Below are 19981 nucleotides of genomic sequence, written 5' to 3'. Positions count from 1 at the left end.
AAAGATTTACAATGAGCAAATAACAAATAAGCGTGGTGCTTTGTTTAAAAATAAACGGAAATCCTGTCACAAAAAAGTCGTACCATGAACCATGGCACGACTTAGGCTGCATATTTACTTATTTTAGACTATCCAAAAATACGGTTCAGCACCTTAGCTAAGCGTAATCCGCCTTTTAATAAACATTGTTCCATCGTATCTTTATTTTGATAAACATACGAATACGACAAATTCGCATTATTCGCTACGTCGGCATAAATTTTCTCAGCAAGCTGATTGGATTCGTATAGCCAATTAGACAACTCTCCGGCGGCCAATTGTTCATTTTCCTTTTTTCCATTAACATCCAATACAGTTGCATATTCGGTATAGCTATATTTTTCATTGTCTACCAAATCACTATCCCAGACACGGTGAATATTGGATTTTTTTCCAAACCAGCTTACCTCAATCTTATTTCCCCCTTGGTCTTCGGCACGACTGACATGCATGGGCTGATGGGCATCCCCCAGGATATGGATCAAGAAATAGAGATTCTGTTTCTGCTGATCCAGCGACATGTTTTTATCTGCAAAAGATTGCTCGATACGGATGGCCGTTTTGTATAAATTCTCGTCAGCCGAACGTTCGAGTCCCTGTTGAAACTCTGCCCATGGCAGATTTGAATTTAGATTTATAAAATGTGAATTTCCCAATTTCTTAAATTCAGGATTGGGATCCGACTTGATAAAATCTCCCCAATTTGCCCAATATGCCAGCTTTTGCTGTCCAATGATTTTTCCGATATTCTTCTTTGCTTTTCTGTTCAAATGACGCTCCGCAATTTCTGCGACAACGCGATGCCCAATGGTCCCCCAGGCATATACCGATGAAAGTTGAAAGCATAAAGCTACAGCCAACAGACCCTTAATCACTTTTTTCATTGCTATATTTATTTTATTGTAATTATTTAAAGATATCGAACGCATATTTTGCCGAAGACCAGAACTCATCCAGCGCAATCATCCGTGGTTTAAAGAAAGCGATCAGTTCTCCCCATTCCGCTTCCTTAAAAATGCTATGGCCCACCAACGTTTTATAGATCTGACAGTAGGGCTTACCGTACGCATCATAACTATCCAAATCCCATTCCCAATCCTCTCCAAGCGTAGCATGAAGCAACCCTTTATACTGCATGAATTGCTCTGCCATTAATGTACGGATCCCGGCATCCGAATGAGACCAGATAATTGCTATTTTCGCCGTATTATTATCAGCATCCATCTTAAAATACAAATGCTTGACACCGGTTTTATAGTTAATCCAATTGACCTTTTCGCCGTCCGCAGCTGAATGTAGGGACATGAATTGTCCAAATTTGGTCCAGAATAGCTGTTTTAATTGCTTTACCTCTTCTCTAGAATACACAAATACAATTTTTAAGTCAACAAAATTAAGAAAATAGCGCGGTATGCCTAAACCATATTGGTATTAAAATTGTTGTTTTATCAACAAACAACTCCAAAAGATGAATATAGACAAGAAAAAATCGCTCTTACTGCTGACCGCTGTGGCTTTGGGAACGGTGGCATACAATGCCTTAAAGCCCGTCATCTCGCGTCCAGATGTAGTAGATCCTTTTGATTTAGATAAATACCTCGGAAAATGGTTTGAAATTGCCCGGCTGGACTTTCGCTGGGAAAAAGGGCTCAGTCAGGTTTCGGCAGAGTACACCAAGAATAAGGATGGAACAATCCGGGTCAATAATCAAGGTTACTCGGAAGAAAAAGAACGCTGGAAGCAGTCCATCGGAAAAGCTAAATTTATCAATGGTCCCCACGAAGGCGCATTGAAAGTATCATTCTTTGGCCCATTCTACAGTGGTTATCATATTGTAAAAATAACGCCCGATTACAGCTATGCCCTTGTCTTTGGAGACAACCTCGATTACATGTGGATTCTGGGCAGAAATACCGAAATTCCGGACAAGATCAGGAATGAATTTCTTACTTATGCTTTACAATGTGGCTACGAAACCGGCAATCTGGTCTGGACAAAGCATTAATCAAAAATTGGCGCGAGTACCTGATAATTGAGCGTTGGATCCTGGGCTAAAACATCTGCGATCTCCTGAAGGTCCTGCTGATTGATCACATTTTTGATGCCTGCATTATACAGACTCGCAAGAAATAGTGCAGCTTCACGCTTTTCAGCTAACCCTAAGATGGAGCTTCCAACATAGAAATTGAGTACAGATGCAGCGTAGTCACCAAATATATGGAAACCAAAATCACCATTTTTTTGTAATGCATGACGCATCATTTTCTCAAAATCCGAACGCAAGGTTTCTTTTGTTGTATCTTTCATAACAAAAACTAAATAGTGCAGATATTCGCCCTGTTGGGCAAAGGTGCAAAAAAAATCCCAAACAATGCCGTGTGAAAAGCATTGTTTGGGACAATTAAACGATTTTGACCTTAGTAATTAAAGTGCTTCAGCGTGCTGAGAAACGTCCAAACCAAGTTCCTCGTCTGTTTCCTCTACACGTAAAGGAGAAATCAGATCCGTTACTTTTAATAATACTAAGGAGCCTACGAAAGCAAAGAATGATACCGCAAACAAGGCTACCGTATGCACAAAGAATAATTTCGTTTCACCAAAAAACAAGCCATTGTCAACAACCAATGGATTTACATTATGGTGTGCAAATACTCCAGTCAGCACCATCCCTACCATACCACCTACACCATGACAAGGAAATACATCCAACGTATCGTCGATGCTGGTTTTGCTTCTTAAATAGACAACTAGATTACTAATCAATGCAGCGACTAATCCAATGACCATGGCGTGAGGAATGCTCACAAATCCTGCTGCTGGCGTAATTGCTACAAGTCCTACAACTGCGCCGATACATGCCCCCATTGCAGATGGTTTTTTACCGCGGATAATATCCACAAATATCCACGCCATTGCCGCCATAGCCGAAGCGGTCGTTGTGGTTGCAAAGGCATAAGCTGCTAGCGAGTTTGCACCGCCGGCCGAACCTGCATTAAATCCGAACCAACCGAACCACAACAAAGCAGTTCCTAAGATGACATAACTTATACGCGCTGGATTATGTGTCTGTGATTTACGGCCTTTTAGATAAATTGCAGCAGCCAATGCCGCCCAGCCTGCTGACATATGCACAACAGTACCGCCGGCAAAATCAAGCACACCGAATTTTGCTAAAATTCCTTCCGGATGCCAAGTAGCATGCGCCAATGGCATATAAATAAAGACACCGAACAAGATAATAAACAACATATAAGAGTTAAATCGGATACGCTCAGCAAATGCACCGGTAATGAGTGCTGGCGTAATGATCGCGAACTTCAGCTGAAACATGGCGAATAAGACCAAAGGTATGGTCGGTAATGCACCCCAAGCGACATTCCCTAAGGTACCTTTCATCATAAAGAAGGTGCGTGGGTCACCTATAATTCCGCCGATATCATCACCAAAGGCTAAACTGAATCCAACAATAACCCATAGGATCGTCATCAGACACATACAGATAAAACTCTGCATCATCGTTGAGATCACATTCTTTTTACTGACCATTCCCCCGTAAAAAAATGCCAAGCCGGGTGTCATAATCAACACCAATGCTGAAGAAGTCAATAACCAGGCTGTATCCCCCGTGTCAAACTCTACTTTATCCAATGCAGATAAATCTATCGAAGGAAATACAAGTCCTAATACGCCCAAAAGTACCAGAACAAAGAGTGGAATAATTTTTTTCATTTTTTTAAACTGATTAGTGTTTATTAATACGTCAATAAATTTTAAATAAAATACAAAAACAAAACAAAAACCCTTTCTTACTTATTGTTTTGACAAATATAAACTCTTTTTATTGAAAAATTACTATCAAATATTATTTTTTATGATATTTTTTACATAATTTCACAGAAAACAAAAACAAAACCACAAAAACCTATAAAAAAACAAAGAAAAATCAACAAAAATTCAAACAGATCAAACTTAAAACCTTATCAACATGAAAAAAATATTAACAATCATCATTTTTTCAATAATTTTCATACAAAAATCAAAATCACAAGAAGAAAACAAAGAAAAACCTATTGAAATATCCGGATCTGTGGATACTTACTGGAAATATGATTTCCAAAACAAGCCTAATATCAACACCTATTTTACGGAGGACAATAATTCAGTCTCGATCGGAATGGTTGACCTCGCAGTAAAGAAACATTTTAAAAAGGCTTCTTTTGTAGGAGAACTCTCCTTCGGTCCACGTGGACAATATCGTTCTATTATTAATGGAGACGGCCAGCCAGGTGATGATAAGAACAGCTTTCACATTCAGAATTTATATGTGGGCTATGATCTTACCGACAAACTGAATCTGACTGCCGGATTCATGGGTACATTCGTGGGGTTTGAAGTCATCTCTCCCACTTACAATTTTCATTACTCCACTTCTTATTTATTCGGAGCCGGCCCTTTTCAGGATGCAGGTTTGAAAGCGACTTATAGTTTTTCTGACAAATTTGCGTTAATGGTCGGTATATTTAATGACTGGAACGTTTATCAAGATCTGAACGGGGTCTCACATATCGGCTCACAACTAGCGTATAGACCTAACGAGAAAGGCAGCTTCTACTTAAATTTCCTAAGCGGATCTTCTGTTGGGGGCAAAGAGAACTACAGCTCGGGCACGCTTGTGGACTTTGTGGGAAATTACGACTTCACGCCTAAATTCTACCTTGGCGTAAACGCCACACATTATAAGAGAAGAGCAGAAGGCGGATACACAGGGGTAGCACTTTACCCAAGAGTTCACCTGTCAGAACATTTCGGAATTGGATTACGGGAAGAGTTCTTCCAAACGCACAAAGAAGAAGCCAATGGTATTCCAAGTTCCAATATGTTAGCCACCACATTGACCGCTGAATACAATTACCATGGTTTCAAATTCATTCCCGAAATAAGAATTGATAAAAGCAATACTGAAAAGTTCGTTAAGAATGACCTATCTCCGACAAAATCAGCCGGCCAGTTTTTATTAGCCTGTGTATATAGCTTCTAGATCAGCGATGCAACACTTTATTCTCCGCTATAATACCCATAAAATGAGTTTAAATTATCTCGAAATTGATATAATACCATAAAATTCCAACTATTAACAGAAAAAGCGGATTCATTAGGATCCGCTTTTCTATCTTACATTTTTTACGCCAAACTTATCTCGCTAACCTCAGTTCCATGTTCAAGCCGCATCACCGGACACTGACAGAGACATGCCGATCTAAAATCCGGTCAGTTTCCGGAGCATCGGCTGCGTATTTCGCAAATTGTGATCCATAGCCCTCCGCTCCGACGATCTGTTTAGAGAGTCCCGCCTTATCCAAATAATCTTTCACGGCATTTGCCCGATCCAATGATAATTTTTTGTTGAAATCTTCATTTCCGGTTTTATCGGTATAACCACCAATTTTCACGTTGGCTGCAGGAAAAGCTTTTAGTATTTCCGCCAGGTTACTGAGCTGCACCTGACTTTCGGGCAAAACCTTTGCCGTGCGGGTTTCAAAATTAAGATTATCAAAATCAAACCAGGTATTTTTCAGGGAATCTTCACCCAAGGATTTATAATCGGATTTTAAGAACTGAACCAATTGCTCCTCTATTCCGCTCTTAAATGCGGCAAGTTTTCCTCCATTGGGCAACATCACATCTAAATGCTCACGACCAATCTGGCCGGCAGCTCCGCTAACCATTGCATTTCCGGAATCAACCTGTCCCCGATTGACACTCGTGTCCGTAGCACCTTCTTTTTTACCACTGCTACAGCCCTTGCCAAACCAAAACCAAAGCAGCGCAATAACAATCAACGCAATTAAGATTTTCCACCAGCCGCCACCCGAAGAACCCGTCGAAGCAGCCGCGGGCCTGGCAGCTTCCGCCCGCGGTAATGCCAACGGCTCTTTATGTGCTTCCAGTTCATTCGCCGGATTAATAAGCGGCGTTTCAAGCAAAGCTTCCTCGGGCGCGGAAAAATGTCCGCCATCAAATAATTTCCCAAAAGCACCTAAACTTAATCCCGCAGGGATAGCTGCCGCAAATGCAGTTTTATTCGCTTTTAGTTTCTGGCTCACCCCTTCCACATCCCAATTTTGTCCTTTATTAGTTAAACTGGAAAAGATCGCCGGCAAAGAAAAACCCATCAATTTCTTCACCGAATCAGCATTAAAACCCAGATACGCAGCAACAGTAGTTAATACGGTGTCCAAGCCGTCACCGAATATTGACGTCAGTATATTGCCATACCCAGCATTTCTTTCCTCCGGCTGCCCTTCGAGGTCCCCAGCATCCGTGTGCCCACCCAGTATCTGACCGGGATCAAAACTTGAAAAATGCTGTTTTGCCTGTTCCAAAATCGCTCCGATCCCGCCACTATTTTCTGACTGTTGACTCAACCCCAGAAACAAAGCCGGGACGACAGCATTTAAGCTCTGCTTTACCTGTTCATTATCCTGGTTTAAACTTTGTCCGACCCTGGCAAGCAACTGTTGATCAAAAAAGTCTTTTGCCGATTTTAAAAGCTGATTTTCCATAACCTTCGTCTATTAATTATTAATTGATAAAGCACTAACAAACAAAGCCTTAATTTGTTCACATCAAGCTACGCTACTTTAAAAATCCCCGGATAGCCACTTGGGCACGACAAACTCTGCCGCCAGATGTGCCAGCTGATAATTTTGCCAGTTATCTTTTCTGATCCATTGCACTTCTTCCAATTCCGCCTGCGGCAGAAAAGTAAATTGAGCGTCGAGTTTTATCAGATAGATACGCCCCTCCACAAGGGTGTCTATCTCATTCACGGCCTGTGTACAATGTTGCCCAATAAACTGTAAGGGCGTACCGCTTGCGTCAAATTGCAGTTCCTCCCGGAGTTCCCGGACCAATGCTGTCACATCATCTTCACCGACAGCAATCTTCCCACCGGGTAATTGAAAATAGTAAGATCCTTTTTTTCTCACCATCAGCAGATCGCCATCCGGACCGATCATCATTGCTGAACAAATTACAATCTTATGCATACCTTTTACTTGAAATTACAAAACTAACTTTTTGTCAATCATTTAAAAAATGTGTTTTATTCTTATATTTAAAGAATAAAACAATAATTTATATAGCCCATATATGAATAAAGGATTAACGTGTATCGTATTTAGCCTATTATTTCTGGCATTGGCATGCCAACAGGAAAAGAAAAGCACAGTACAAAAAGAACAGCCAATTAAGCATCAGGAAGCTGTCCCCGACAAAAAACAGGAGGAGAAGCCGAAGATGGTCACTGCAGAAGATATTGTTATCAAAAAAGATCTGCTCTACAAAAAGTACACGTTGGAAGATACCTACCCTTATAAAGATACTACACGCGGTTTTCAGTGGGATAAAATAAAGGAAAAGCTGGCTTTCGTTGAAAATTTCCAGCAGACTCCTTCGCGCTATGCCGTTCTTCAGAATTATCAGAATGAAAAAGGAGAAGCTCCTACGATTAAAGATTTCAAACGAGATGCATACAAACGCGTTGCTGACAGCTTCAATGTGGCTCGCTATCAAGCCGCCCCGTTATACGACCCGATTACGGATAAGCCGGTTCGTTATGGACGTGACGGATGGCTAGTCCGCGTCAAAGGAGCAGATACCCTCGCCCGGGTACCTATCGCCGGTGTTTCATTTGAAGGAGAATACACTGTCCCCAAACGCTATCTACGCCTGATAAGCGATAGTGTGCAGTTTAACATTATTAACGTTGTCGATGTTAAAAACCAAAACATCTGCACACTGGAAAAAGTGGGCAAAGAATGGCTTATCCGCAGCATGAACCCGGTCACCAGCGGCCGCCACAAACCTCCACACGCACAGGAAACACCGACAGGACTTTTTGTTGTACAGGAACACAAATCAAAAATGTTCTATTTCGAAGACGGCACACGCACCTATGCGGGCTTTGCCCCTTACGCTACCCGATTTACCGCCGGAGCCTATATCCACGGGGTACCGGTCAATAACCCCAAGGGCAGCATCATCGAATATAGTGAAAGTTTGGGCACCACACCCAAGTCACACATGTGTGTCAGAAATGCGTCATCTCACGCCCAATTTGTCTATAAACGGTCAAAAGACCTCTCCTCACTGGTCATCGTTATTGATTAACAATATTTAACATTCTGTAAATCAAATATGTATTAACTTTAATAATTATTTTTGTAAACATCTACACAGAAAAGGAGGAGAATGGGAAATACGTTTATGTTTCTTTTGATGGCACTAAATACAGCACTGTCGTCAAAAGAAGATTTAAAAACAACAGTTCAACAGACCAATGCCCATCATATAAATGTAGAACGTCAACGTACGGAAGTTGATTCTTTATATGATGAAATGAATTTAAGCCCTGTATTAAAATACGAGGCGTTTCGACAAGCGATGGAAGGCAGAAAAAAGCTATCCATTCACAACAAAGCTATTATGACAGTCATTGACTTTTCCTTGGCATCCACGGAGAAAAGACTTGTTGTGCTTGATCTGGAGAACAAAAAGGTGCTTTTTAACACCTTGGTGTCACACGGTAAAAATAGTGGCGAAAACTATGCCACAAATTTTTCAAATCAACAGGAGTCTTTAAAAAGCTCGCTGGGATTTTTTATGACCGAAAATACCTATAATGGGGAAAATGGCTACTCACTGGTATTAAATGGTCTTGAGGAAGGAATAAATGACAATGCCAAAGCACGGTACGTGGTCATGCATGGTGCAGACTATTGCAGCACAGGAACAATATCCAGCCTGGGAAGATTGGGTAAGAGCTATGGCTGTCCTGCCGTACCCCGTGAATATGCGGGCCCAATTATCAATACCATTAAAGACGGCACCCTGCTCTTTATCTATGCAGATAATCCCGATTATCTAGCTAAAACCCATATCATCCATCAACCGAATGTATTAATGGCGCAATTCAGCCGAAAACAACGGCTTGAAAATGCAGATGAGGGTTAAAATAACAAAAAGGCTGATGAACATCAGCCTTTTTGTTTTATAATACCCATTTGTAAACCTTAGGATTTATGCTTTTTCTTAAATTTTAACATCCAGTCATAAATCGCATCATCGTGAAATAAACGTTCGACACTGCCGTGCGTTCCGCCTTTGATCACATTTAAGCTCACATCAGCATCGGGATCGGCCTTTTTTATGGCATTCATAATTTTTTTGGACTCTGAAATTGGTACAGCACGATCAGCCGTTCCGTGATGCAACCAAATTGGCACCTGGCTCAGGTTGGAAGCATATTGACTCGATCCACCCCCACAAATCGCCACGGCCGCCGCAATACGGTCCGGATATTTTCCGGCAACATCCATGGTACCATAGCCTCCCATACTCATTCCACATACATAAATACGATCAGGATCAGCATGATAATGTGCGATAACATAATCTATAATTTCGATCACTTTATCCGGATCCCAACCGCCGCGGGATTGGGGAGCGACAATAATTCCGGGCACCTCCTGCCCCTTATTGATTGCATATAACACCCCATAGCGTTTGACGCGATCTAAATTTGTACCCGATAAGCTCCGCCCATGCAAAAACACAAAAACAGGCTGCTTTTCAGATTCCGCAGTATCCCTATCGGCATCTTTCAATAAAAAAGGATAAGCAGTTTCCCCTTTGATTGCTTGTATCTCCTGTGCATTTAACTTCGTAAAAAACAGAAAGAAAACACATAAACAGAGGTAAATTTTACGCATAAATTTAATTTATCAACGATTACTTAGCTTAATTTTGGAAGACTAAAAATACAATTAAATGATTTTTACCGACCGCTTTTAACAACTTTTAACATTTCAGTAGTATCCAGCGACACCGTTTAAAGCTACGCCAGCATAAATTTAGACGGATATGCAATTATAATTGCATATCCGTCTAAATTTATCTTAGTTTGTACTATCTGGTAAAAATTAAGGGCTCATCATGAAAATACTTCATACTGCCGATTGGCATTTAGGAAAGCGATTGGACAGCTTTTCCCGCATGGATGAACAACACTTGGTCATGGAAGAGATTATCCAAATAGCTGATCAACAAGAGGTGGATCTGGTGCTTATTGCAGGTGACCTTTTCGACAGCTTCAATCCCGGTGTAGAAGCCATCGAGCTTTTTTACAAAACCATCAAGCGACTGGCAAAAAATGGTATGCGCCCTGTAATCGCCATTGCCGGGAACCACGATTCGCCGAATCTGATCGACGCACCGGATCCCTTAGCCCGTGCATCGGGCATTATCCTTATCGGTCATCCCAATGCACTTGTTACACCATTTACTACCGAAGGTTTCACTGTCACCCACACGGACAAGGGTTTTATCGAGCTTCATATTGACCGCCACGACTATCCTATCCGAATACTCCACACAGCTTATGCCAACGAGATCCGGCTCAAACAATATCTCGGCGAAGAGAAAGAAGTTCAATTAAATAGAGCGCTCGCAGAAAATTGGCGAAAGCTGGCTGAAGCTTATTGTGACGACAGGGGTGTCAATATTCTGACGGCACACCTCTATATGAATAAAATTGGCACCCCGCTGATCGAAGAGCCTGATGGAGAAAAACCCATTAAAATCGGAAATGCTGACCTGATTTATTCCGAATCTATCCCCGATCAGATTCAGTATACGGCTTTGGGCCATATCCACGGATTCAAAAATATCGGTTCCGCGCAAAAGCCTGTTGTATACGCTTCATCACCGCTTTGCTATAGTTTTGCTGAAGCGGGACAGACAAAGTATGTGAACATCGTCAATGCTGTACCTGGCGAAGACGTCACATACGACCAAATTGCACTCCGTCAGGGAAAATCACTGGTCCGAAAATCATTTACGGATATTGGCCAATGTATCACCTGGCTGTCCGAAAATCCCGAAACATTCGTGGAGTTAACGCTAAAATCGCAAACATTCCTGAAAGCTGAGGACCGTAAACTGATTTACCAGACGCATTCAGGAATCGTCTATTTAATCCCTGTTGTTCAACATGATCAACAAAATACGCTGGATAAAAAAGAAATTAATCTGACCCAAGATATCGCCACGCTCTTTACCGATTATTTCAAATCCAAAAATGCCAACCAGGCGCCCAATGAAGACATTCTTAACCTCTTTCGCGAAATACTAAATTCTTAAGCCCATGATCCCTTTAAAGTTAATTGTAGAAGGTATATATTCATACCAGGAACGTCAGACAATAGATTTCTCAGCATTGACAGAAACTGGCCTTTTTGGGATCTTTGGCGCTGTCGGTTCCGGAAAATCTTCAATTTTGGAAGCAATTACCTATGCCTTATATGGCGAAACGGAGCGATTAAATGCACGGGATAAACGTGCTTATAATATGATGAACCTCAAATCAAACCGTTCGTATATCGAATTGGATTTCATTAATTTCGAAAACCGCAGGTTCAGGGCCACCCGGGAATTTAAACGAAACTCCAAAAATTTTGAGGATGTCAAATCGCCAACGGTAGTATTATACGAAAACATTAATGAAGAATGGATTCCGCTGGAAAGCAGTAACGTACAACCTATCATAGGATTAAGCTACGAAAATTTCAAAAGAACGATCATTATCCCCCAAGGACAGTTTAAGGAATTTATTGAACTGGGTGCAAAAGAACGCACCGATATGATGAAGGAAATCTTTCAGCTCCATCGCTTCGACCTGCAGGACAAAGTCGCTACGTTATATAAAAAAAACCAATCCGAGCTGGATCAGCTCAACGGTCAATTGATCGGTTTCGAAGAGATCAACGGCGACCGCATCCAGGCAATGCAGGACAAGTTGCTTGAAGAACGTAAATCTTTCATCCAGGTGCAAGATAGCAACACGATCCTTCTGGAGAAATTCCAGGCCCTTAAAAATCTGAAAGAAGATTTTCTGGAATTGCATAAAATGAAGACGCGATTTCAGCAGCTGACAAACCAGCGGGCAGAAAAAGAACATTTACGTCAGCGCATGATACGCTTTGAAGAGGCCTGGACAAATTTCTACCATATCCTCCAGGCACAGGAGAAATTGAGGCAGGAACAAGTTCACGAACAGGGCAGGCTGCAGCACGAAGAAACGAAAGCCAATGAAATCCAAAAGCTTACCCAACAGTTGTCGCTGCAACTCCAACAGATTAGACCCCAGTACGACCGCTTAGCAGAACGGCGAATAAGTGAACTGGATCTGGAGCTCATTCTGCAGCTGATCCAGTTTTCGGCAGAAATAAAAGTTTTAAAAGAAAGTGCTGAGAAAGGGCGAAACTTTGTCCTGGAGACCAAAGAGCAGCAGACGCAATGCAAAATCAGCATCCGAGATACAGAAGCCTTGCTCCTTGATCTAAAACAATCGCGACCATCGGCCAATGAACTGATGGAGCTGGGCCAGTGGTATACTCAGCAACAGTCTATCCTTCAGCGAGAGGTTGAACTCCATCAGCAACTTCTTGAACTGGAGACCGCAATAGCTGACCTGAAAAACAACTTGCTGAGCTGCGGATTTGATGCCCTCGAATTTGAATCCAAGTATAACAGTGAATTACGAACGCTTGAAAGCAGACTTACCAAACTAAACGACGAGAAAGCACATCTTTTGTTACAGCAGAAGCTGACACAATTTGCTGAGAATCTAAGTGCGGGTTCCCCCTGCCCTTTATGTGGAGCGCTGGAACACCCGGCCATCGCTGAGCATATGGACATTAGCCAGGAGCTCGCCGATAATCAAAAGGCGATCACGGAAATTACCGCAAATATAAAATCCAGGACTGATCAAAAATTTGAGTTTGAAAAACTCCTGCTCCGACTGCAGTCACTAGAAGCCCAGAAAAATGACCTTAATGTAAAAAGTCAGGTAAACGAATCCCTTAAATCCAGCCACCTACTTCAATTTACCTGGACAGATTACAGCAGTACAGATGCGTCAATTTATACACAAAAAAAACAAGAACTTACCAAAATTGAAACCCAGATCGTAGCGACGGAACACATGCTGACCAACCACCAGCTGGTCTTGGTCGATATTGAGAAGAAGCTTGAAAGGGCTAACAAAAGACTAAATGAGCTAGAAGTTGATGAAGTGCGAAAACAAACTCAAATCAACCAAAATATGGGCCATTTAAAACATTTGAAATGGTCAGATTACCAGTCTTTGGAACAGACGTCCATCGAAAGTGAGTACAAGACGCTGAAAGCAGAAAATCTGCAGATAGAACAGCATTTTAATACCTTAACGGAGCAGTTAAATGGATTAAACAGCCAATTTGCAGCACAAAATAGCTTGGTACAAGCTATTCTTGAAAGGATTGACAAAATAAAAGCTGAGGCCCTTCAAACCGAAACCACGCTTGGGCAACTGCTACAGACTTCTACATTTGACACAATAGATCAGGTCAAAGAGACTTTGGCGGAGAACCTTCCTGTACAACAGATCCGGGCAGAACTGGAACAGTTTCAGATCCAGTTTGAAACCCTCAAAGCCCAAATCGCGCAGCTGGACGAAAAGCTTACAGATCAAGTTTACGATGAGGAAGCTTTCATCGCGCAGGAGAATGCTTTGAAAGAAAGCTCCCATCAGCTAAAAGTGCTCACAGAGAATGTTGCCAAATACGAGCAGGAGCTGCATCAGCTGGAAACTGCTTATAAGAAAAAGGAGGTTTTACTTCAACAACAAGCAACGTTAAACTTGCGTAATGACAATCTAAAACAGCTCTTTAACCTCTTTAAGGGTGCAGGGTTTGTGCAATATGTATCTTCGATCTATTTACGTCAGCTCTGCGATCATGCGAATATCCGCTTTCATCGCATGACCCGCAACCAACTGAGTCTACAGATCAATGAAAACAATGAGTTTGAAATCATCGACTATCTGAATGAAGGAAAAAGCCGGAGTGTTAAGACACTCTCCGGGGGGCAAGCTTTTCAGGTGTCATTGAGTCTGGCCCTGGCCCTGGCCGAAAGTGTACAATCCAATACCAAAGCCACAAAAAATTTCTTTTTTATTGACGAAGGTTTTGGCACCCAAGACATCGCCTCCGTCAATATCGTCTTTGAGACCTTACTTGATCTTCAAAAAGAAAATCGGATCGTAGGTATTATCTCCCACGTGGAAGAGTTGAAAGAACGGATTCCACTATCACTTTCCATAGAAAAGGATGAAGAACGGGGCAGTCAAATTTTTATCAATTAATTGCAAATCTTAAGGAAATTTTGTAAATTAGGGATAGCACCGGTAGCCAAAAGACTGGTGCCATAACCAAAAACGAAAGATTATGGGCTTATTTTCAAATAACAGAAAAGGGAAAGGGTCGCATCCTTTTTTTCATAAATCAGCTAAATCAACCGTTCATCCAGCTGCTGCAAATACCAATCCATCCATTGTGCAACGGACAGCACGATCCGTGCTCTTCGTCAAGCAATATGATATTATGAGCATCTTAAAAGAAATTTTAATGCCACAGAATCAGAATTAACGATACTAAAAATCCAATTTATTTAAGCGGAATGATCGTTGTTCCCTTCTCGTTTATATATATCGCTGCCTGTTAGATGACATTGTTGTTTGTCTGCATAGTGTTCGCCACCTATTTACTGGATTCGCCCACCTGAAAAAGAAATAAAAAAAACCATTGAAATTCTAAAAAGGAAATTTAATTTAACAATATAAAACATTTACAGAAAAATATTGTCATACGATACATACAAATTTAGAGCGATACTTATTCCAGACACATGAAATACAAACAGATAAACAACAATTCCATTAACCAGATCATGCTTATCGTCATTATTCTGCTGATATGCATCTTAATATTTACGAGTTTATTCTATTATCTTCCCGGCTTTTTGGGCGCGATAACATTATATGTTCTGTTCCGAAAAATCAATTTTAAATTAACCGAAGAAAGAAAATGGAAAAAATCCCTCGCAAGTCTTTTATTAATTCTGCTCACAATTGTATTTCTGGTCGGCCCGCTTTACTTGCTGATCAATTATATGGTCCCTCAGGTAACTGATGCAATCAGCAATAAAGATGAGATTATGGAAAAATTTGATTCCATTAAAAACTATTTCAAGAATAGTCCATACCTCAGCAGCATTGATCTATCGGATACCGCTTTGATGGGCGGACTACAGCGGGCGGCAAAGTTTATTCCGAATATTCTGAATTCCGTTGCCGAAGTTGGTGTTAATGTTTTGGTCGCCTTATTTGTACTTTATTTTATGTTGGTAAGCAGCAAGGAGCTAGAACGGACCATCTATAATGCCATCCCATTTTCCACTGGCAGTAAAGCAGAACTATGGAAAGAATTCGACATGATGGTCAAATCAAATGCTATCGGTATTCCGATCCTTGCCATGTGCCAAGGTGTTGTTGCCGGTGTAGGCTATTGGATTTTCGGGCTTGAAAGCCCCATTTTTTTAGGCATCTTAACGGCGGTATCGACCATTATCCCCATTTTAGGCACAATGGTGGTCTATCTTCCGGCAGCTGTATTTCTTTTGGCAAATGGACAATCTGGCAATGCCATTGGACTTGCACTATACGGTATCATTATCATCGGGAGTATTGACAATGTTCTTCGTTTTACGATCTTAAAAAAACTTGGCGACGTCCATCCTTTAATTACTGTTTTTGGTGTATTGCTGGGATTAAATCTATTCGGCATGCTTGGATTGATATTTGGACCTCTAATTCTTTCTTGCGTGGGCGTACTCCTTAAAGTCTATAGCAATGAATTTGGCCGTGGTACACCAGAAATCATCCAATCCACCTCGCTGATAGACCCAAACAGTCCACCTGACATCAGAGACAGATCAGAGTAAGACAAATCCCGGGACTAATGGCGGTGGCCAGTGATATCGATGTTTAACCAGTAAACTGTCATAACTTAAGATTAGACACTGCATAATCCCATTTTTTTTATAGTTTTGATCCTTCATTGATATCGTTGAGGCATGGCTGATGTTCAGCTAAAGTTGAGTTAAAAAACACATCCTGTTGACGAATCTAAAAAAATAAAAAATCACGGAAACTGATTTAAAATCAAAGGTAGTCTATGAACAAAAAAATAATCTTAGGAGCAGCCGCTGTATTCGCTGCAGCCATGCTTTATTCATGTGACAATAAAGGCAGTCAAAAGGCAGCTGGTACGGAAAGTAACACAGCGCAAAATACCGCAGATAGTCACGATCATGCTGGTCACGATCACGCAGGTCACGATCATGCTGGCCATGACCATGCGCAAGCGGCCCCCGCGCAGTCGTCAGAGCCGGCAGCAATTCTTCCTAATTTCACTTTTTATCAACTTCGATCAGGTATACGGGTCAGCAATGAGAACCTTGCGAAAGATAAGAATACCGTTTTTATTTTATTTGATCCGGGATGCAGCCACTGCCAGCATGAAGCAACTGAACTTGAAAAAAATATCGATCGTCTAAAAGATGTAAACATCTTCTACATTTCCATGAATGATCCGGCATTGGTTTTAGGCTTCTTCGACAGTTTTGCCCCCAAATTATCCAAATCCTCCAATGTGGAGGTGTTGATAGACAAAGATCAAACCTTTATCCAAAGCATACATGTCCCTTCGCAATTCCCGGCAAACTATGTCTACGGTGCTGATGGCAAACTAAAAGCACATTGGGAAGGTGAAAAAAATATTAATGAGGCGATAAGCCAATTTCATAAATAAGCTGAAATGCTGAATATAGCAATAAACGGATTCGGACGTATCGGAAGAAACACTTTGCGCAATATTTTTCTGCGTGATGTTTTTGACCAGCTGCAGGTAGTCGCCATCAATGATTTGGCTGATACTCAGACTTTGGCGCATTTGTTCAAATATGATTCAGTACATGGGCCTTTCCGTGGCACGGTGACACACGATGAAGATCATATTATCGTGAATGGTCATCCCATTTTGGTGACCAATGAAAGAGATCCGGCTCTACTGCCCTGGAAATCCTTACATATTGATGTTGTTATTGAATCCACAGGCCATTTTACAAGTCGCGATAAAGCGACACTACATTTAACTGCCGGTGCGAAAAAAGTGATCATCTCCGCTCCGCCGACGGACAAAGATATTCCAACAGTGGTATTGGGCATCAACGACAATGCGGTGGACCTCTCCGACTCCATTCTCTCGAATGCCTCCTGCACAACAAACAACGTCGCACCCTTGGTCAAAATATTAGACGACAATTGGGGGATAAAAGACGGATATATTACGACTGTACACTCCATGACGGGAGATCAGAATCTGCATGATGCACCGCATAAAGATTTGAGACGCGCACGGGCAGCCTCTTCGGCGATCATACCGACAACGACAGGTGCTGCCAAGGCAATTACCAACGTCTTTCCGCATTTACAGGATAAATTGGGTGGCGCGGGTATACGTGTTCCTGTACTGAACGGATCATTGACAGATTTTACCTGTACCTTGGAAAAAGAAACAACGGTTGAAGAAATCAACAGCGCATTCAAAGCTGCAGCAGAAAATGAATTAAAGAATGTATTGTTTTATACGGAAGATCCTATTGTATCTGTCGATATCATAAACAATCCCTACTCGTGTGTTTTCGATGCACAGTTGACCTCGGTTGTGGGAGGATTGGTAAAAGTCGTGGGTTGGTATGACAATGAATTTGGTTATTCCAATCGTTTGGTTGACCTCTTGATCAAAATCGACCAGCTCGTTTAATATCTGTCTGCTGAAAATAAAGAAAGCCCGTATCTTAAAAATACGGGCTTTCTTTATTTTCAGCTTTTAGATGCATATTGGATGCATATCAACGACATAGATCAAGCATAGATAAGATACAGAAAAAGTACTTTTCCCTTTGTTTAATATTGGTCTATCACGACTAGCTCACTAGTACATGTTTCGGACGATCAGTATGCTGAAGAAGACATTCCACGCCCCTGTGTACCTGTTGGCCGTATGCCCCGTTGTTGGGATAATACTGCTATATGAGTACAAGATCTGTGTAATATCTGTACCGGAGTAAGGTAGTTGAAGGGACTTGAACAGAGTTCAACGGACTTGAAGGGACTTTAGAGCTCCCTTTCCACCCCTAAGCCAAAAAGTGCAAAATCATACTTTACCGGATCATTTGGATCCAGTAGACGAAGGTTTGCCGTTAGTTCCTGAGCAGTCTTCCAGTTGACTTTTTCCAGTGTAATCAGTCCAAACTTGCGTGCGACACGCTCCACATGGACATCACATGGACAGATAAGATCTTTTGGTGACAGCCGATTCCAGATACCAAAATCAACGCCATTGTTATCTTTTCGGACCATCCAACGCAAAAACATATTGATGCGCTTGACAGTGGATTTTTGTGCCGGGCTGCTGATATGCTTACGCGTACGTTGCGGATAGTCCGGTAGCGAAAAGAAATAGGTTTTAAATGCATTCAGCGCCTGTTCCAAATCTACCTCCGCAACACTTTCCTGTCCCATTAGGAAAGCGTCTTCCAATGAATCGAAGTGGGTATAGTGGTACCTAAAAAAAGCAATAAAATAGAGTATGTCCGTATCGTTAAATGTGCGGTGTTTAAAACCGAGCAGGCTCTTTAAATCCTGATCCTTATGATTCATAATATAATCATAAGGTGTACCATCCATCCTCCCGATCAACTCATTACATTTATTGATGATGGTTTTACGTTGTCCCCAAGCCATAATAGCTGCCAGGAATCCCATAATTTCAATATCATTCTTACTAGAAAACTGATGCGGAATGGAGATCGGATCATTGGGAATAAAATTAGGCTGATTATATTCATCAACCTTTTTATCCAAAAAATCTTTTAAATTAAAATCTACGGCCATTATCCCGATCTATCGTCCTGTCTGTAATATTCCTTTGCAAATATTTGCAATCAAACCCGGTCCCTCATAGATAAATCCGGTGTAGACCTGAACAAGGCTAGCGCCAGCATCCAGCTTTTCAATAGCGTCTTTTGCAGAATGAATGCCACCGACACCAATAATCGGAAATGCTTTATTGGATTTTTCGCTTAAGTAACGGATTACCTCGGTAGAACGCTTGGTCAATGGGCGTCCGCTTACCCCGCCCGCTTCTTGGGTCAATTCTTGTTGGCTCTTTAAACCTTCTCTAGAAATTGTGGTATTGGTCGCGATAACTCCCGCTATCTGAGTCTCCATGACGATTTCCACAATATCATCCAGTTGGCTATCGGTAAGATCAGGAGCGATCTTAAGCAAGATAGGCTTTGGCGCCGGTTTTGCTTTGTTCAGATCCTGCAGCGTATTTAATATATTTTTTAACGGTTCTTTTTCCTGCAGGTCCCTTAGCCCTGGTGTATTGGGCGAGCTGACATTGACAACAAAGTAATCCACATAATCAAAGAGTGCATTGAAGCAATAAATATAATCGTTCACCGCTTCTTCGTTCGGTGTCACCTTATTTTTCCCGATATTACCGCCAATCAAAAGCCCTTTTCGGTCTTTTAGATTCTTCAAGCGATTTGCAGCGACATCCGCTCCCTGATTATTGAATCCCATGCGGTTAATCAACGCTTCATCTGGTACAAGACGGAACATCCGGGGTTTGTCATTTCCAGGCTGTGGTTTTGGTGTTACTGTTCCAATTTCGATAAAACCGAATCCTAAATTAGTCATGTCGGATATATATTCGGCATTTTTATCGAAGCCCGCAGCCAGGCCTACCGGATTTTTAAATTTCAATCCAAATACCTCACGTTCCAGGCGAGGATCTTCCACGGTAAAAATAGCATTCAATAATTGCTTGGCGCCCCAGATTTTTGAGAAGACATTCAATCCGCTGGTCACTTTGTGGTGAGCCATCTCCGGATTCATGGTAAAGAATATAGGTTTGACTAATTTATACAT

At 41.6% G+C, this 19981-nt stretch carries 19 protein-coding genes; 10 read left to right on the top strand and 9 right to left on the bottom strand.

What is annotated here, in order from left to right:
- Positions 1-128: 128 nt before the first annotated feature.
- Together G6053_RS12450 and G6053_RS12445 are read right to left on the bottom strand one after the other, a co-directional pair.
- A complete protein-coding gene (locus tag G6053_RS12450; protein WP_108631915.1) occupies positions 129-923 on the bottom strand; it encodes a S1/P1 nuclease in 795 nt (264 codons plus the stop codon).
- Between the two features lie 22 nt (positions 924-945).
- Positions 946-1407: a DUF4268 domain-containing protein gene (locus G6053_RS12445; protein ID WP_108631916.1), complete on the bottom strand. Its 462-nt coding sequence runs from the start codon at positions 1405-1407 to the stop codon at positions 946-948.
- Between the two features lie 100 nt (positions 1408-1507).
- On the opposite strand from G6053_RS12445, the gene G6053_RS12440 reads away from it, so the two are divergent.
- Positions 1508-2044 carry a lipocalin family protein gene (locus tag G6053_RS12440; protein WP_241254988.1) on the top strand — a complete coding sequence of 179 codons (537 nt, stop codon included), beginning with the start codon at positions 1508-1510 and terminating at the stop codon, positions 2042-2044.
- Here G6053_RS12440 and G6053_RS12435 read toward each other — a convergent pair.
- Positions 2041-2346: a hypothetical protein gene (locus tag G6053_RS12435; protein WP_165306631.1), complete on the bottom strand. Its 306-nt coding sequence runs from the start codon at positions 2344-2346 to the stop codon at positions 2041-2043. The genes G6053_RS12440 and G6053_RS12435 overlap by 4 nt on opposite strands.
- Before the next feature lie 117 nt (positions 2347-2463).
- Positions 2464-3768, bottom strand: coding sequence for an ammonium transporter (locus tag G6053_RS12430; protein WP_108631917.1), 1305 nt, complete (start codon positions 3766-3768; stop codon positions 2464-2466).
- Between the two features lie 256 nt (positions 3769-4024).
- On the opposite strand from G6053_RS12430, the gene G6053_RS12425 reads away from it, so the two are divergent.
- Entirely contained in the window at positions 4025-5077 is a 1053-nt protein-coding gene (locus tag G6053_RS12425) for an outer membrane beta-barrel protein (RefSeq protein ID WP_108631918.1), read from the top strand.
- A 190-nt stretch (positions 5078-5267) separates the two neighbouring features.
- Here G6053_RS12425 and G6053_RS12420 read toward each other — a convergent pair whose 3' ends face one another.
- Together G6053_RS12420 and G6053_RS12415 are read right to left on the bottom strand one after the other, a co-directional pair.
- On the bottom strand, positions 5268-6602 hold the full coding sequence (locus G6053_RS12420; protein ID WP_165306630.1) for an OmpA family protein: 1335 nt from the start codon (positions 6600-6602) through the stop codon (positions 5268-5270).
- A gap of 78 nt (positions 6603-6680) precedes the next feature.
- Positions 6681-7088, bottom strand: a complete 408-nt coding sequence (locus G6053_RS12415) for an NUDIX domain-containing protein (protein WP_165306629.1) — start codon at positions 7086-7088, stop codon at positions 6681-6683.
- Positions 7089-7191: 103 nt separating this feature from the next.
- Here G6053_RS12415 and G6053_RS12410 point away from each other — a divergent pair, with 103 nt between their 5' ends.
- Together G6053_RS12410 and G6053_RS12405 are read left to right on the top strand one after the other, a co-directional pair.
- Complete coding sequence (locus tag G6053_RS12410) at positions 7192-8211, top strand: L,D-transpeptidase (RefSeq protein WP_165306628.1); 1020 nt, start codon at positions 7192-7194, stop codon at positions 8209-8211.
- Positions 8212-8292: 81 nt separating this feature from the next.
- Positions 8293-9054 (top strand): murein L,D-transpeptidase catalytic domain family protein, encoded by a 762-nt coding sequence (locus G6053_RS12405; RefSeq protein WP_241254987.1) that lies wholly within the window; start codon positions 8293-8295, stop codon positions 9052-9054.
- Positions 9055-9113: 59 nt separating this feature from the next.
- On the opposite strand, the gene G6053_RS12400 is transcribed toward G6053_RS12405, so the two are convergent.
- Positions 9114-9812: a prolyl oligopeptidase family serine peptidase gene (locus G6053_RS12400; RefSeq protein WP_108631922.1), complete on the bottom strand. Its 699-nt coding sequence runs from the start codon at positions 9810-9812 to the stop codon at positions 9114-9116.
- Positions 9813-10035: 223 nt separating this feature from the next.
- On the opposite strand from G6053_RS12400, the gene sbcD reads away from it, so the two are divergent.
- The 6 genes from sbcD to gap all read left to right on the top strand — a co-directional run bounded on the left by sbcD (position 10036) and on the right by gap (position 17804).
- Positions 10036-11241, top strand: coding sequence for an exonuclease subunit SbcD (sbcD, locus tag G6053_RS12395; RefSeq protein ID WP_165306627.1), 1206 nt, complete (start codon positions 10036-10038; stop codon positions 11239-11241).
- A gap of 4 nt (positions 11242-11245) precedes the next feature.
- Positions 11246-14284, top strand: a complete 3039-nt coding sequence (locus G6053_RS12390; RefSeq protein WP_165306626.1) for an SMC family ATPase — start codon at positions 11246-11248, stop codon at positions 14282-14284.
- 82 nt (positions 14285-14366) lie between these two features.
- The gene (locus G6053_RS12385; RefSeq protein WP_165306625.1) at positions 14367-14567 is read left to right on the top strand and encodes a hypothetical protein; all 201 of its coding nucleotides are present in this window, start codon (positions 14367-14369) and stop codon (positions 14565-14567) included.
- Between the two features lie 259 nt (positions 14568-14826).
- Entirely contained in the window at positions 14827-15921 is a 1095-nt protein-coding gene (locus tag G6053_RS12380; RefSeq protein WP_165306624.1) for an AI-2E family transporter, read from the top strand.
- 233 nt (positions 15922-16154) lie between these two features.
- Complete coding sequence (locus G6053_RS12375) at positions 16155-16790, top strand: redoxin domain-containing protein (RefSeq protein WP_165306623.1); 636 nt, start codon at positions 16155-16157, stop codon at positions 16788-16790.
- 6 nt (positions 16791-16796) lie between these two features.
- Positions 16797-17804: a type I glyceraldehyde-3-phosphate dehydrogenase gene (gene gap, locus G6053_RS12370; protein ID WP_108631928.1), complete on the top strand. Its 1008-nt coding sequence runs from the start codon at positions 16797-16799 to the stop codon at positions 17802-17804.
- A 353-nt stretch (positions 17805-18157) separates the two neighbouring features.
- Here gap and G6053_RS12365 read toward each other — a convergent pair whose 3' ends face one another.
- Both G6053_RS12365 and G6053_RS12360 read right to left on the bottom strand, forming a co-directional pair.
- Complete coding sequence (locus tag G6053_RS12365; RefSeq protein ID WP_206531932.1) at positions 18158-18937, bottom strand: TIGR02757 family protein; 780 nt, start codon at positions 18935-18937, stop codon at positions 18158-18160.
- A gap of 9 nt (positions 18938-18946) precedes the next feature.
- Positions 18947-19981, bottom strand: coding sequence for a quinone-dependent dihydroorotate dehydrogenase (locus tag G6053_RS12360; protein WP_165306622.1), 1035 nt, complete (start codon positions 19979-19981; stop codon positions 18947-18949).

It is taken from the genome of Sphingobacterium sp. DR205 (assembly GCF_011064245.1).
Taxonomy (GTDB): domain Bacteria; phylum Bacteroidota; class Bacteroidia; order Sphingobacteriales; family Sphingobacteriaceae; genus Sphingobacterium; species Sphingobacterium athyrii.
The sequence above is the reverse complement of the archived record's forward strand: the minus strand, read 5'-3'. Positions and strand labels throughout refer to the sequence as shown.